Here is a 13,638-nt window from a genome sequence, read left to right as displayed (position 1 = left end):
ACTGGTGGACTAACCTGGGTGTCGCTGACGGTTGTCAACCAGAACAACGGGGATGTTGCCATGGCCGGGCGTACGGAAGTCGACCTGTTGTCCCTTGAGGACTTCCACGAGAACCTGACGTCGCGCTTGAGCCAGGCCGAGTCGGTGCTGCGCAAGCTCAACACCGAGATGCAGTGCCGTCCGCCGGCGCTCGGCTCGTTCTTCGACGCCACCGACCAGGCGCGTCGCTACAGCGAGGTCCACCAGTCCTATGTCAAGCAGGCCGAACGGATCCGGCAGGCGGTGCTGGCGGCACAGCAGGCGACCAGCATGATCCTGCGCAACTACCGCACCGCCGAGGCCCGCAACGCGGCCAACGCCAGCGATGTCACCGCCGCGCTGACCCCGGTCGACCGGGCGTTGCAGCCGAAGGGGGACGGGCGTGTCTGAGTACACCCAGCGCTACCAGGGCAGCAGCCACCAGCAGTTGTACGACGGCCTGATGGCGGGCAAGCCGGAGCAGATCGAGGGCGTGGCCGCCCAGTGGGCTGAGCTCAAGGGCATCCTCGACGGTCTCGGCCGCGAGCTCAACGGCGACCTTGAGAAGCTCGCCAACACCTGGACGGGTTCGGCCGGTCGGGAGTTCCACCGGCGGCTCAGCCTGATCGTCGCCCACACCGACGCGTTGGGCGAGGGGATGGCCGGCGTCAAGCAGGGGTTGACCATGATGGCCGACCATCTGCGCGACGCCCGCAAGCAGGCCGAGAGTCCGGAGGAGACCGACGACAACGACAAGGCGATCGCCGGCGCGATCAAGGGTGGCGCGGCCTTCGGGCTGACCGGTCTGATCGTCGGGGGCATCGCGGGTCACCAGCAGGACAAGGCAGAGCAGGAGAAGTCCCACCAGCGGATGGTGAACCTGGTGGCCGACCTGGCCAGCAGTTACGACATCTCCGCCTACGACCGGGTGGTCGACCCACCCCCGCCGGACCCGGACACTCCGGACACCACCAGCAAGGATCCGACGACGCCGCAGAGCGTCTCGGCCATCGGCAGGGTGACCGGCGGCCCCACCACCGGCATCGACACCGGGCGCCCGGGTGACGCGACCATCTCCAGGCCGGACCGCGTGGCCCAACTGCCGGACGGCGGTTCGGCTCCGGACGGGGCCGGCTCGGGCACCGGCGGCAGCCCAACTGTCGGCACCGGCCCGATCGGCGTTGGCAGCGACCCCGCCAACAGTGGCACCTCCCTCGCCGGAGCGGACCCACTCGTCGGCGGTGCGTTGCTCGGCGGAGGTGCCGCCGGGCTGGTCGGCCTGACCGGGCCGGGCGGTGCGCCCACCGGGCCGAACAGTGGGCCGGGCCTGCTGTACGGAGCGCCGGGCGGGGCACCGGCCGGCGGGGTGTTGCGCAGCGGCGCGCTCGCGGGCTCGGGCGGCGCGCCCGCCCCTTCGGCGCGGCCGACCGGCGGTGGTGCGCCCCCGACGGAGAGCCGTGCCGCCAGCGGGATCGGTCGCAGCATCGACGGCCAGCGCGGCGGGGGTGGCGGACGCCCGGCGATGACCGGTGGCAACGCCCGGCCAGGGTCCGGCGGCGGCCGTCCCGGTGTGCTCGGCGGGCACGGTCGCGGGCAGGACGACGACTCCGACGAGCGAATGACCTGGTTGACCGAGGACGAGATGGTGTGGCAGGGCGGCGAGCGGGCCGCACCCCCGGTGCTCGGCACCGGCGACTGATCACGGCCCGCCGGCCGACCGCCGGCGACGCCACACGGACGATGCGCGGTGCCCCCGGTCGGAGTCGATCCGGTCGGGGGCGCCGCCCTTTCCGGGCGTCGGTCGGCAGCGTCCACAGTGCGCAGGGTGGTGGCGGTCACGCCGGCCCGGTCCGTCACCGTGCTGCGGCAGACCGGGACGGGCGATAGGTTGGTCGGGTGCCGTCCGCAGCGTCTGTCAGCCCACCCCGGTGGGCTGTGCTGCGGTCACTGCGAGACCTGACCCGCCTGGCGGTCACCGCACTGGTGCTCGCGGTCGGCCTCGGTGCCGCTCTCGCCGCGACCCCGCCGCCCGCCCCCACGCAGCTGCGACCCAGTGCCGTGAGCAGCCGGGTGGCGAGTGTCCGCCCCGACGCCGGCCCGGCCGTCAAACGGGCCGATGAGCCGACTGTCGCCCCGTCGGCTGGCACGCCCGACACCGCCACGGCGACCGGTCCGGTCGCGGTGGGCCTGGTGCACGCCCCGGCCATCGACCCCGGCCGCGGCACTCCGGCGCGGCGCGGCCCGCCCGCCCACTGAGACAGGCGCGACCCTCCCGGGGCCCGATCCCGGCTGATCCCGCACGGCACCTGAGGTCGCCGTCGACGGGACGACTCCGCCCCCGGGCCGACCGGTGCTTCCGCGCCCTCCTGCCGCCCGTCGATACCCGCCTTTGACCGCAAGGTGCTGATCATGCAGACCATCCTCTCCGCCGTCCTGCCAGACCTCTCCCGGGCCGCCGTCATCTGGCTGAGCCTGCTCGGGGTGGTCGCCGTCACCGTCTCCGCTCTCGTCCTACGGCCCGGCCGACTCCGCCTCGACCCGGGCGCCCGGATCCGCCGCGCGGCCATGCCGAGCCACCTTGAGCAGGTGCAGGAGGAACGGGAGCAGAGCCGCTACGCGCAGGAGGTCGCGGTGGCCGCCGAGCGGGCGACCACCACGGCGCGACGCCGGAGGGCGGAGTGGGAGGCCGCGCAGGAGGCGGTCGAGGCGGCCTGGCTGGCGTACGAGGCAGCCGAGGCTGGCCTGCGGCGACTCGACGCGGCGGCCGCGATGCCGCTTCCGCAGACCGCGAAGACCCCCGCCGAGTACGCCGACCGCGAGCGCTACCTGCACCGGGCGGCGTTGGATGCGTACTGGCGGCGGGAGTTGTCGGTGGAGCAGCTCAGCGACGTCTTCGCGCACCGCGACGGTTGGGACCCGCGACTGCACCCGGTCGAGCAGGAGTTGGTGCTCCAACGGGCGATCCGGAACAACCTGGCGGCCCGGCACGCTGCGGCCCGCGAGCGGGAGCAGGCCGCGTGGCGGGCGGCGGAGTTGGCTGTCGCCGCGGCTCGCAGCCTGCGCGAGGAGGCGCAGGCCGCGACCGTACGACGGGTCGTCGAGTCGGCGTCGGTGCTGCCGCTGAGCGAGGTCGCCCGGCCGGCGGGCGAGCAGACCCGGGAGAACGTCGAGCAGACCCGGGAGAACGCGCTGACGGCGCGCGGTCGTGCGACGGTGCCCGCGTTCTGAGCCCCGTGGGGTCGGGTGGGTTAGCGTGACGGCATGTCCCGACAGGCGTGGGTCCTCGTGGTGGTCGCCGGCATCCTGGCGCTCGCCACCCTGGTCGGTGCCGTGGTGCTGGCGGTGCGGGTGGTGCGGACGCGGCGGCTGTTGACCGGCCTGGGCGCGCGCGGCAAGGTCGCCTTCTACGGGGCGCTGATCTACACGATCTTCCCGGTCGACGTGCTGCCGGACCCGATCTACCTGGATGACATGGGGGTTCTGGCCGCCGCGCTGATCTACCTGACCCGCCTGGTGCACCAACGTCGGGCGGCGGGTCGCCAGCTGCCCGGTCAGTCGGACGTCCCGCCGGCTCAGGACCGGGTCCGCCGCCGCGTGCCATGATCGTGGCCGGTTCGGCGAACAGGGGACGGCATGGCGGGCGATCATCGGTTGGACGTGCACGATGAGCGGGTTGTCGCCTTCTGCGCGGAACGCCACCTCGCGACACTGACCACCCTGCGGGCGGACGGCACACCGCACGTCGTACCGGTCGGGGTGACGCTCGACCCGGCGGCCGGACTGGCCCGGGTCATCACCTCCGGCGCGTCGCAGAAGGCCCGCCAGGTGGCGGCGGCCGGCCCGGCGGGCGCGGCAGTGGCCGTCTGCCACGTGGATGGCCGCCGCTGGTTGACCATCGAGGGTCGCGCGGTGCTGCGGTCAGATCCGGCCGCCGTGGCGGAGGCGGAACGGCGGTACGCCGCCCGGTATCGCACCCCACGCCCGAATCCGGAACGGGTGGTCATCGAGATCACCGTGACCAGGCTGCTCGGAAGCCTCTGAACCGACCGCTCGTCCCGCGCTGACCGGTTCGTCCCACCGACGGGAACCGGTGCGACCCGGCACGCCCGTGGCCGGCGGAATTCTCGGCGGAGCAGAGCGGTTACGCCCTCGGTACGCCCCGGGCCGAGACCACTGCTGGTCGGCCCCCGTGTTGAGCCGAGCGCCATTCCCGGTGCTGCCGCCCTCCGCTGGTCGGAGGCGCCAACCCCCCGAACGGAGACTCGACCATGAATCCGATCGTCCAGAAGAGCGGTCTGTCCGTCGTCGGCCTGCTGGTGGCCGGCGGTTGCGCCCTCGGCCCGGCGGTGGCCGCGCAGGCCGCCCCGGTGCAGGCCGTCCCGGCCTCGTCGACCCAGAACGGCCAGAACGCCGAGCGGGTCCTCGACGTCGACTATCAGGCCCAGCCGAACTTCTACTACTGCGGCCCGGCCGCGACCCGGATCGCGCTGTCCGCCCAGGGCAAGGCGCTGTCCCAGGACCAGGTGGCCCAGCTCCTCGGCACCACCGAGGCGGGTACCCCCTCGGCCCTGGACACCACCCGGGTGCTGAACGAACTGACCGGTGGCAAGTACCGGACCACCGAGATCAGTGACTCGGTGGCCCGCCCCGACCAGGTCGAGCAGCTGCGCCGCGACGTACTGGCCGCGGTGGACGCCGGCCGACCGGTGGTGGCGAACATCAAGGGCACCACAGTCGACACCGACGGCAACCCGCACTCGTACGAGGGCGGCCACTACCTGACCCTGGTCGGCTACCGCGACGGCGGTGACACGATCCGGGTCGCCGACCCGGCCGACCCGGCGTTGGGCGAGTACTGGGTGAGCCTGCCCAAGGTCGCCAACTGGATCGCCGAGCGCGGCTACTCCTCCTGACAGTGACGGTTCACCGGGCCGGTCTCTCCCGTGCGGGGAGGCCGGCCCGACCGTCGTTACGGGTCCGGGCGTCGAGGTGCGCGCGGCGACGGGCTCGGGCGGCGCGCGTTGGTCGGGCCCGCCGCATCTGTCGCCGGGCCGGCGGGTGGATCTTCCCCTCACCGGCACCGGCCGCCCGGCGCACCACCCGGTTGGCGTCGTCCGGTTCACAACCGGCCGCCCGCAGCAGGTCGCTCGCCGAGGTGCGCAGGCCGGTGACGAGGGATTCACCGAACGAGCTGACCCCGCGCGCGGAGGCCTGCCCGGCCAGGTCGGCGCACTCCTCGATCAGCCGCCGGGTGTGCCGCGGGTCGTCGCCGACCTTGCACTCCGTACGCATCACCGTCACCGCCTGGCCCAACCGGCCCATCGCGTCCGCCAACTCCGTCGGGATCGGCTCCTGATACTGCAACGCGGTGGTCGACCAGCGGGCCATGGCCCGGCTGTCCAGCAACAACCGCTCCAGGTGATTCGCGCTGCGCGCGTAACGGTGGTACTGCTGCCGGCGGTGCCACCGCACTGGTGCGATCGTCACCACCTCCTCGGCCCCGCTCAGGGTGTCGTGCAACCGACCCAGGTCGTCCTCAGTGCCGCGGAGCCGGTCCAGGACGCCCATGGTCCGGGTGCCGTCGCGCTCGCGTAGCGCCTGCGACAGCTCGGCGAGTTGCCGGCAGAGGACTTCGAAGATCGGTGCGGCGGCCCGGTCCAGCACCCGCATCGGGTTGATCGGCAACAGCAGCGCGACCACCACCAGACCGACCGCGCCACCGAGGAGCGCGTCGAAGATCCGGGGGACCTCCAGGCCATGTTCCGTCGGGGCCAGGGTGGCGATCAGCACGGCGGTACCGCCGGCCTGACCGACCAACGGGCCGCCCTTCCCGGCGACCAGCAACGCGGCGGCGATGGCCATCGTGACCACCACGCCGGTCTGCCACGGGCCCGAGCCGAGCAGGAATCGCAGCGTGTCACCGATGACGATGCCCAGGGCCACGCCGGCCAACAGTTCGAAGGTGCGCCGGGCCCGCTGCCCGATGGCGGTGGCGATCGTACCGACGGCGGCGGCGGGAGCGAAGACGTGCGACCCGGGGCCGAGCAGCATATTGGCGAGCAGGGCGGCGATCGCCGCGGCCAACCCGGCCTGGATGGAGATCACCAGGGTGACCTCCCACTGCCGGGCCCGGATCCGGCCGGCCTGCCCACTGCGGTGCCGCACCCGCCGAACCGTCCGCTCGGCGGTCTCATCGAGCCGCGACTGGTCACGGTCGGCGGGTGGGCGGTCGTCGGCCATGGCGGCGGTTACCCCGGCGAGGGCCGGGCAATCGTGGCAGTGGCGCGGGTCAGCGGACCTGGTCGCCCTCGCCGGTGCGCGCCTGGGCCTGGTCCACGCCCTTGTCGATCTGGTCGCCGTACTTGCCGCCGGTGCGCTTGTCGGCCATCTCGCCGGCCTTCTCCGCGCCCTGGTCGACCTGCTTGTCGTGCTTGTCCGCGAAGTCCTTGGCCTTGCCCATGAAGTCACTCACGGCGTTCCTCCTCAGTCCGGTCCGTCCCGTCCGCGTTCCCTCGGCCGGACGGCGCAAACGCCCTCGGTCCGGGTGCGATTCGGGAACCCCCACCCGCCGCACGCCGACGGGCGTACGATCCGCGCGGGCGACGGCCAGCGAATCGGGTGTCGCGGCACGACCGACCGGGTACCGACCTCGTCGAGATCGAGGAGGACCGACATGGCCGCAGAAGATCCGGGACCGACCGGCGGCCCCGGGCCGCGCCAGACCTGGGCGGCGCTGCCCTGGCTGGTCCGGACCGCGGTGTTGTGGAGCGCCTGCCTGGTGGTGATCGCGGCGGGGCTCTACCTGCTCGGCCGGATAGCCGTCCTGCTGGCACCACTGGCCATCGCGCTGGCGGCCACCATCTTCCTCACCGCGCTGCTCGACCCGGTCCTGCTTCTGCTGCGCCGGCTGCGCCTACCGGCGGCGCTGGCCGCGCTCTGCACCGTGCTGCTGCTGCTCGGCATCCTGGTCGGCGTCGGCGCCCTGGTCTGGAACCTGACCGCCAGTCAGTTCGATCAGCTCAGCCAGGAGCTGACGCAGGGGGTCGAGCGCAGTCGGGATTTCGTGACGTCCACGTTGCCGGTCACCGAGGCACAGCTGGACCAACTGATCGACCAGGCCCGGCAGGGGCTCGGTGGCAGCTCTCCGGACCCGGTGGCCGGCGCCCGGACCGCCACCGAGGTGTTCGGCTCCGCGCTGCTGGCCCTGGTGCTGCTCTTCTTCCTGCTCAAGGATGGCCGGTCGATGTGGCACTGGGTGCTGTCGCGGGTGTCCGGCCCGAACCAGCCCGTGCTGGCCGAGGCCGGCCGGGCCGGGTGGCAGACGTTGGGCGCGTACAGCCGGGGCACGATGTTCATCGCCGCGATCGATGCGCTGGGCATCGGGCTGGCCCTCGTGGTGCTGCGGGTGCCACTCGCCCTGCCGCTGGCGTTGATCACGTTCCTCGGCGGGTTCGTGCCGATCATCGGGGCGACGGTCGCCGGTGCGGTGGCGGTGCTGGTGGCGCTGGCCGCGAACGGTCCCACCACCGCGCTGCTCACCCTCGCAGCGGTGATCGCCGTGCAGCAGATCGAGGGCAACCTGTTGGAGCCGCTGGTCATGAAGCGTCAGGTCCGACTGCATCCGGCGGTGATCCTGGTGGCGGTCACCGCGGGCACACTGATCGCGGGGATCGCCGGGGCCTTCGTCAGCGTCCCGATCACCGCCGTCCTCTGGCGGGTCATCGACACCGTTCAACAACGGCGAGCGGCCTCGGCCCTGCTGCCCACCGACTGATCATCGGCTGAGGTGTGTGGTGAACCAGGTGCCGGCCTGGTCGGCGACCTGCTCCAGGGTGCCGGGCTCCTCGAAGAGATGGGTGGCGCCGGGGATAACCCGCAGCTCGCCCACATCCCCCAACTCGGCCAACGCCTGCTCGTTGAGGGCGATCACCTCCTCGTCCAGCCCACCGACCAACAGCAACGTCGGCGTACGCACCTGGGCCAGCGCGGCTTCGGCCAGGTCCGGCCGACCACCCCGGCTGACCACGGCGGCCACCCGATCGGCCCGGGATGCCGCTGTGATCAGGGCGGCGGCCGCGCCCGTGCTGGCCCCGAACAGGCCGACCGGCACGTCACCGGCGGGCCGCTGCACGGCGAGCCAGTCGACGAACCCGGTCAGCCGGCTGGCCAGCAGCCCGATGTCGAAGCGCAGCTCGGCCGTTCGGGCGTCCACCTCGTCCTCGATCGGGGTGAGCAGATCCGCCAGCACCGTGCCGAGCCCACGGTCGTTCAGCGTCCGGGCCACCGCCACGTTGCGCGGGCTGTGCCGGGAACTGCCGCTGCCGTGCGCGAACAGCACCACACCGACCGGCTGGGCGGGCAGCGTCAGGTCGGCCGGGAGTTGAGCGTCCCCGATCGGCACTGTCACGGTTCTGCGCTGCTCGTCCATGCCCCACCTCCGTGTGGTCGCCGGTGGTCCGGGTACCCCGCCCGGCGCGCGGCACGCACGCCGATGGCCGCGTCACCCCCGGGTCGTGGGCGCGCCGCCGGGCCGCGTTTGCCCGCTGGGGCGTCGGGTACGCGACGAGCGACCGCAGACCGTGTCGGCGCAACCGCGCCCCGACGGATCGCGAGGATCGTCATGGCCAAGCAGCAGATCTCCCGGCAGCAGCAGCTGACCGAGCGGGCCCAGCGGGAACAGAACGCCGAGCGCAACCAGGACTTCGGGGACCAGGATTTCGGTGACCAGGCCGCTTCGGCCCGATTGCCCGACGATCCGAAGGCGGCAGCGCCCCGGGACGCGATCGGGCGACCGTCAACCGGCGAGCCGATCTGAGCCACCGCGACCGGCAGGGGCGGGTGGGGCGGGACACTCCCGCCCCACCCGTCACGGTTCGCGCTCGGGCAGCCGCAGCAGCGGAGACCGACCCGGTGGCTGCTCGGGCGCAGGGCCGGACGGCTCGGCCTGCGGCACCGGCACGGTCACCGGCTCGTCGCAGGTCACCCGCAGCAGTTGGCCGTGGTGGCGCAACGCCACCACGTCGTCCGGGCCCCCGTGGCGCAGCGAGTACGTCGTCTGGTGCGGCCGGACGTCCACCCGTAGCGCCAGCCCCCGCCACTGGAGCGAGAACTCCAACCGGCTGAGTCGGCTGGAGAGCCGGGGGGCGAAGGACAGCTCGCCGTCGTGGTCCCGCAGACCGCCGAACCCGCTGACCAGGGCGAGCCACGCACCGGCCAACGACGCCATGTGTACGCCGTCGCGGGTGTTCTCGTTGAGGTCGTGCAGGTCCATGAGCGCGGCCTCACGCAGGTAGGTGTGCGCGAGTTCGGGGTGGCCCACCTCGGCGGCGAGCACGGCCTGGGTGCAGGCCGACAACGACGAGTCGCGTACGGTGCGGCGCTCGTAGTAGAGGAAGTTGCGCAACTTCTCCGCGGGGGTGAAGGCGTCCCCCCGCCAGTGCATGGCGAGGACCAGGTCGGCCTGCTTCACCACCTGCTTGCGGTACAGCTCGAAGTACGGGTAGTGCAGCAGCAACGGGTACTTCTCCGCCGGTGTGTGCGTGAAGTCCCACTCCTGGAGTCGGGTGAAGCCCTCCGTCTGCTGATGGACGTCGAGCTCCTCGTCGTACGGGACGTGCATGGAGGTGGCGGCGTCCCGCCAGCTCGCGGCCTCCTCGTCGGTGACCCCGAGGTGGAACGCCTCGTCCGGGTAGCGCGTGACCACGTCGGCAGCGGCGAGCAGGTTCCGCTGCGCCATCAGATTGGTGTAGATGTTGTCGTTCTTGACGGCGGTGTACTCGTCCGGCCCGGTGACACCATCGATGTGGAACTGCCCCTGCCGGTCGTGGTGACCGACCGAGCGCCACAGTCGGGCGGTCTCCACCAGCAACTCCAGCCCGCACTCCCGCTCGAACTGGGTGTCCCCGCTGACCATCACGTAGCGGCGTACGGCGTCGGCGATGTCTGCGGCGATGTGGAAGGCGGCGGTGCCGGCCGGCCAGTAGCCGGATGATTCCGGGCCCTCGATGGTCCGCCAGGGGAAGGCCGCGCCTCGGAGGTTGAGGGTCTCGGCCCGTTCCTTCGCCGAATCCAGCGTGCTGTGCCGCCACTGCAACGCGCTGCGTACCGCGCTGGGCTGGGTGTAGGTGAGCACCGGCAGGACGAACATCTCGGTGTCCCAGAAGGCGTGACCGTCGTAACCGGGGCCGGTCAGCCCCTTCGCCGAGATCGGCCGCTGCTCGGCGCGCGCGCCGGCCTGCAACACCTGGAAGAGCCCGAACCGGACCGCCTGCTGCACCTCCGGATCGCCCTCGACCAGCACGTCCGACGCGTCCCAGAACGCGTCGAGGTAGCTGCGCTGCTCCCGGTGGAGCCCGTCCCACCCGTCGAGCCGGGCGCCGGCCAGCGCCGCGCCGACCTGGTCGCGCAGCGCCGGCAGGGACCGGCGACTCGACCAGCTGTACGTCAGATACTTGATCACCCGCAGCTTCTCGCCGGGCTTGAGCACGCAGGCGATCGTCGTACGCACCCAGTCCTGGTAGCCCTCGGACTCGATGGTGGTGTGGTCCGGGCCGTGCACCTCGTGCTCCATGGCGGCGGCGACCCGCAGGCCGGAGACCTTGGTGCGGTGGATCAGCTGCCCGCCGTCGGGGGTGGTCAGCTCCTCCTCGGCCTGGAGTGGTGACTCCAGCACCGCCGCGACCCGGGGGTCCTTGCTCTGCGCGGGCAGTGACTCGTTGGCCACCAGCTCGGACTGCACGATCAGCCGCAGCGGGCGGTCGACGGCCTCCACCTCGTAGCTGATGGCGGCCACGGATCGCTGGGTGAACGAGACGAGTCGGGTGCTGCGGACCTTCACCTCCCGGCCGGCAGGCGAGCGCCAGTGCAGCTCCCGGTGCAGCGTGCCGGCCCGCAGGTCGAGGGTCCGCTCGTGGCCGAGCAGCTCGCCGTACCGCACGTCGAGCGGTTCGTCGTCGACCAGCAACCGCATCAGTTTGCCGTTGCTGACGTTGACGATGGTCTGCCCGGACTCGGGGAAGCCGTAGCCCGCCTCCGCGTACGGCAACGGCCGCAGTTCGTAGAACGAGTTGAGGTAGGTGCCGGGCAGGCCGTGCGGCTCGCCCTCATCGAGGTTGCCCCGCAGGCCGACGTGCCCGTTGGAGAGCGCGAAGACCGACTCCGACTGGGCCAGTACGTCCATGTCCAGCCGGATCTCCCGGATGTGCCACGGCTCGACCGGATAGGCGCGTTCGCGAATCATGCGGAGCCTCGTTCCGCGGCGAGCGGGCCGGCCCCGGTGCGGGTCGGTGCCGGCGGGTCGGTGACGTCGAGCAGGTCGGCGAGGTCCGTCACCACGACGTCCGCGCCGTGGGCGAGCAACTCGTCGGCCTGCCCGGCCCGGTCGACGCCGATCACGTAGCCGAAGCCGCCGGCACGGCCGGCGGCCACCCCGGAGAGCGCGTCCTCGAAGACGGCGGCCTGCGTCGGGTCGACGTCGAGCAGCTTGGCCCCGGCGAGGAAGGTGTCCGGGTGTGGTTTGCCACGCAGCCGTTGAGCGCGGGCGACCACGCCGTCGACCCGGGCCTCCAGCAGTGACTCCAGGCCGGCGGCGGCGACCACCTCACCCCCGTTCGCGCTCGCGGTGACCACGGCTCGACGAAGCCCGGCGGCGGTGGCCGCCTTCAGGTAGCGCACCGAACCCGGATAGACCTCGACACCGGCGGTACGCAGCTGGTGCAGCAGCAGAACGTTCTTGCGGTTGCCCAGACCGTTGACGGTTTCGGCGTCCGGCGGGTCGTCGGGGTTGCCTTCGGGCAGCACGATCCCCCGGGAGGCGAGGAACGACCGGACGCCGTCGGCCCGGGGCCGGCCGTCGACATAGCGGTTGTAGTCCGGCCCCGGATCGAACGGTTGGAACGGTTCGCCGGAGGCCGTGGCGCGCTGGCGAAGAAACTCGTCGAACGTCTGCGTCCAGGCGGCGTTGTGTACGCGGGCGGTCTGCGTCAGCACACCGTCCAGATCGAAGAGACAGGCGGTCACGTGAGCAGGTAGGCCCAGCACGGTACGAATCTATCCACCCGACTGGGCCCGCAAACACGTTTCGGCTGCCCTGAGGCGGTTCAGTTCGGTCGCAGCGTCCAGATCACGGTCAGCTCCGAGGTCGGCTTGCCGTCCTCGGTGGCGATCTCCACCGCGACCGGGAATTCCGGCCGCCGCCCGGCCTCCAACTCCTCGATCACCTCGGCCGCGGGCCGGCCGAGTCGCGCGGTGGCCAGCACCGGACCCATGGCGACTTTCCGGTAGGCGATCTCCGCCCGAACGGCCAACGGCACGGCCCGGTCGAACAGCTGCCCGAAGGCGGCCAGCACGACCGCGCCGGAGGCCGTCTCGCCGAGGGTGAACATGGCGCCGGCGTGCGGACCGCCGATGTGGTTGTGGGTGGCCGGCGAGTCGGGCAGCCGGACGACTGCCCGCACGCCGCCGGCCGCCTCGGGGGCCACCTCGACGAACTCGAGACCGAGCGTACGAGCGAACGGCACCGCATCCAGCATGCGGGCCACCACCTGGCGGGAGTCGATAGTCATGGTCTGACGTTACTAATCGGTAACCAGGCCGGCAACCAGCAATTTCGCCGCCGAGAACACGCTCAGAGGTTGGCGATGGTGCGCAGGATCTCCGCGTAGAAGTTGCCGTCGATGCTGCGGAAGAAGGCGAAGTCCTGACCCGGGTCGCCGAAGAACGGCCGCAGTGTCCAGGCCAGTTGGGTGCCGACAAAACCGAAGAGCAGGATCCAGATGTAGAGCAGAGTCATGCTGGCCGGACGCTGCCGCGAATCGCCGGGGGCCGGGCGCTCACTCCACGAACGCTGGTACCCGGGGTGCAACACGCCGGGCGGGAACGAGGCACCGGCCGGCTGCGCGGGCACCGGAGCCGGCGCGGTGGTCACGGCACCGTTCGACGTCGACTCGGCCGCCGCGGCCCCGGCCGGCACGGCCCCGGCCGGCACGGCACTCTGGCCGGCCGGCGGCGTCGCCCCCACGGGCACCACGGCCGGCGTGGCCTGAACCGGCGCCGGAGCGGCGGCCGCCTCGTTGACCGTGGCGTTGGCGGTCTCCGGGGCGAGCAGGCCGTGGTCGTTGAGAACCTGCATCCCGCTGGTCAGGAAGCGCAGCCCGACCAGCGCCGAGAGGGTCAGGATCGCCACGTTGAGCAGCTTGAAGAACCCGTAGTCGTTGGCGGTGATCAGGAAGAAGAGGCTGATCGGCGCGAACGCCACCGCGAGCATCGAGGTGACCGTGATCGCCACCATCACCATTGCCAGCGACTGCCGCACCGAGAGCCGGGCACCGAAGACCAGGTTGAACAGGTAGAGCGTGGGCAGGCAGATGGCCAACGTGACCAGGAACAGCAGTGGCAGCTTCAGCGCCGAGGTCAGCGCCATCAGCGGGCTGTGGAAGAAGCCCAGCACCGCCCCGTAACAGGCCAACGCGATCGCGGAGCTGGTCAGCATCCGCCCGGTCAGGGCATTGAGGTCGCGCTCGGCCACGATCTGCTGCCAGATGCTGCCGCGGTCTCGCAGGATGCGCTCGATGACGAGCGGGCTGGGACGGTCACCCGACACGGGTGCACCCCTCTCGGTGG

The 13,638-nt window shown here is 72.2% G+C and carries 16 protein-coding genes; 9 read left to right on the top strand and 7 right to left on the bottom strand.

The genetic code is table 11. The annotated features are described in order from the left end of the window. The first annotated feature begins 18 nt into the window (after positions 1-18). The 7 genes from EV382_RS27965 (at position 19) to EV382_RS27935 (ending at position 4,931) form a co-directional block, all read left to right on the top strand. Positions 19-429 (top strand): hypothetical protein, encoded by a 411-nt coding sequence (locus tag EV382_RS27965; RefSeq protein ID WP_244236834.1) that lies wholly within the window; start codon positions 19-21, stop codon positions 427-429. Continuing rightward, positions 422-1,717, top strand: coding sequence for a WXG100 family type VII secretion target (locus EV382_RS27960; RefSeq protein WP_130406716.1), 1,296 nt, complete (start codon positions 422-424; stop codon positions 1,715-1,717). The genes EV382_RS27965 and EV382_RS27960 overlap by 8 nt, the downstream gene beginning before the upstream one ends. Before the next feature lie 197 nt (positions 1,718-1,914). Further along, on the top strand, positions 1,915-2,274 hold the full coding sequence (locus EV382_RS27955) for a hypothetical protein (protein ID WP_130406714.1): 360 nt from the start codon (positions 1,915-1,917) through the stop codon (positions 2,272-2,274). Positions 2,275-2,427: 153 nt separating this feature from the next. Next, complete coding sequence (locus EV382_RS27950) at positions 2,428-3,246, top strand: hypothetical protein (RefSeq protein ID WP_130406712.1); 819 nt, start codon at positions 2,428-2,430, stop codon at positions 3,244-3,246. Positions 3,247-3,279: 33 nt separating this feature from the next. Then, entirely contained in the window at positions 3,280-3,621 is a 342-nt protein-coding gene (locus EV382_RS27945; protein ID WP_130406710.1) for a YkvA family protein, read from the top strand. Between the two features lie 30 nt (positions 3,622-3,651). After that, positions 3,652-4,059, top strand: coding sequence for a pyridoxamine 5'-phosphate oxidase family protein (locus EV382_RS27940; protein WP_130406708.1), 408 nt, complete (start codon positions 3,652-3,654; stop codon positions 4,057-4,059). Positions 4,060-4,286: 227 nt separating this feature from the next. Next, positions 4,287-4,931: a C39 family peptidase gene (locus tag EV382_RS27935; RefSeq protein ID WP_130406706.1), complete on the top strand. Its 645-nt coding sequence runs from the start codon at positions 4,287-4,289 to the stop codon at positions 4,929-4,931. Between the two features lie 10 nt (positions 4,932-4,941). Here the strand turns inward: EV382_RS27935 and EV382_RS27930 are convergent, their stop codons facing one another. Both EV382_RS27930 and EV382_RS27925 read right to left on the bottom strand, forming a co-directional pair. Then, on the bottom strand, positions 4,942-6,258 hold the full coding sequence (locus tag EV382_RS27930) for an FUSC family protein (RefSeq protein WP_130406704.1): 1,317 nt from the start codon (positions 6,256-6,258) through the stop codon (positions 4,942-4,944). 49 nt (positions 6,259-6,307) lie between these two features. Continuing rightward, on the bottom strand, positions 6,308-6,490 hold the full coding sequence (locus tag EV382_RS27925; RefSeq protein ID WP_130406702.1) for an antitoxin: 183 nt from the start codon (positions 6,488-6,490) through the stop codon (positions 6,308-6,310). Between the two features lie 201 nt (positions 6,491-6,691). Between EV382_RS27925 and EV382_RS27920 the strand changes: the two genes are divergently transcribed. After that, entirely contained in the window at positions 6,692-7,792 is a 1,101-nt protein-coding gene (locus EV382_RS27920; protein ID WP_130406700.1) for an AI-2E family transporter, read from the top strand. On the opposite strand, the gene EV382_RS27915 is transcribed toward EV382_RS27920, so the two are convergent. Further along, positions 7,793-8,446 carry a dienelactone hydrolase family protein gene (locus tag EV382_RS27915; protein ID WP_130406698.1) on the bottom strand — a complete coding sequence of 218 codons (654 nt, stop codon included), beginning with the start codon at positions 8,444-8,446 and terminating at the stop codon, positions 7,793-7,795. It lies immediately after the preceding gene. Between the two features lie 192 nt (positions 8,447-8,638). Between EV382_RS27915 and EV382_RS27910 the strand changes: the two genes are divergently transcribed. Beyond that, complete coding sequence (locus EV382_RS27910) at positions 8,639-8,833, top strand: hypothetical protein (protein ID WP_130406696.1); 195 nt, start codon at positions 8,639-8,641, stop codon at positions 8,831-8,833. Positions 8,834-8,884: 51 nt separating this feature from the next. Here EV382_RS27910 and EV382_RS27905 read toward each other — a convergent pair whose 3' ends face one another. From EV382_RS27905 to EV382_RS27890, 4 genes are all read right to left on the bottom strand, one after another. Next, positions 8,885-11,257, bottom strand: a complete 2,373-nt coding sequence (locus EV382_RS27905) for a glycoside hydrolase family 65 protein (RefSeq protein WP_130406694.1) — start codon at positions 11,255-11,257, stop codon at positions 8,885-8,887. Beyond that, positions 11,254-12,057 (bottom strand): HAD family hydrolase, encoded by an 804-nt coding sequence (locus EV382_RS27900; RefSeq protein ID WP_130406692.1) that lies wholly within the window; start codon positions 12,055-12,057, stop codon positions 11,254-11,256. Before EV382_RS27900 ends, EV382_RS27905 begins: the two co-directional genes overlap by 4 nt. A gap of 59 nt (positions 12,058-12,116) precedes the next feature. Continuing rightward, the gene (locus EV382_RS27895; RefSeq protein WP_130406690.1) at positions 12,117-12,581 is read right to left on the bottom strand and encodes a DUF4442 domain-containing protein; all 465 of its coding nucleotides are present in this window, start codon (positions 12,579-12,581) and stop codon (positions 12,117-12,119) included. Positions 12,582-12,643: 62 nt separating this feature from the next. After that, entirely contained in the window at positions 12,644-13,618 is a 975-nt protein-coding gene (locus EV382_RS27890; protein WP_130406688.1) for a hypothetical protein, read from the bottom strand. Positions 13,619-13,638: the final 20 nt, after the last annotated feature.

It is taken from the genome of Micromonospora violae (assembly GCF_004217135.1).
GTDB classification, from domain to species: domain Bacteria; phylum Actinomycetota; class Actinomycetes; order Mycobacteriales; family Micromonosporaceae; genus Micromonospora; species Micromonospora violae.
The sequence above is the reverse complement of the archived record's forward strand: the minus strand, read 5'-3'. Positions and strand labels throughout refer to the sequence as shown.

Excerpts from the sequence above, each read along its gene's own strand:
- EV382_RS27935 (WP_130406706.1), top strand. The coding sequence starts at position 4,287 with ATGAATCCGATCGTCCAGAAGAGCGGTCTGTCCGTCGTCGGCCTGCTG.
- EV382_RS27950 (WP_130406712.1), top strand. The coding sequence starts at position 2,428 with ATGCAGACCATCCTCTCCGCCGTCCTGCCAGACCTCTCCCGGGCCGCC.
- EV382_RS27930 (WP_130406704.1), bottom strand. The coding sequence starts at position 6,258 with ATGGCCGACGACCGCCCACCCGCCGACCGTGACCAGTCGCGGCTCGAT.
- EV382_RS27895 (WP_130406690.1), bottom strand. The coding sequence starts at position 12,581 with ATGACTATCGACTCCCGCCAGGTGGTGGCCCGCATGCTGGATGCGGTG.
- EV382_RS27915 (WP_130406698.1), bottom strand. The coding sequence starts at position 8,446 with ATGGACGAGCAGCGCAGAACCGTGACAGTGCCGATCGGGGACGCTCAA.
- EV382_RS27905 (WP_130406694.1), bottom strand. The coding sequence starts at position 11,257 with ATGATTCGCGAACGCGCCTATCCGGTCGAGCCGTGGCACATCCGGGAG.
- EV382_RS27945 (WP_130406710.1), top strand. The coding sequence starts at position 3,280 with ATGTCCCGACAGGCGTGGGTCCTCGTGGTGGTCGCCGGCATCCTGGCG.
- EV382_RS27920 (WP_130406700.1), top strand. The coding sequence starts at position 6,692 with ATGGCCGCAGAAGATCCGGGACCGACCGGCGGCCCCGGGCCGCGCCAG.
- EV382_RS27910 (WP_130406696.1), top strand. The coding sequence starts at position 8,639 with ATGGCCAAGCAGCAGATCTCCCGGCAGCAGCAGCTGACCGAGCGGGCC.
- EV382_RS27940 (WP_130406708.1), top strand. The coding sequence starts at position 3,652 with ATGGCGGGCGATCATCGGTTGGACGTGCACGATGAGCGGGTTGTCGCC.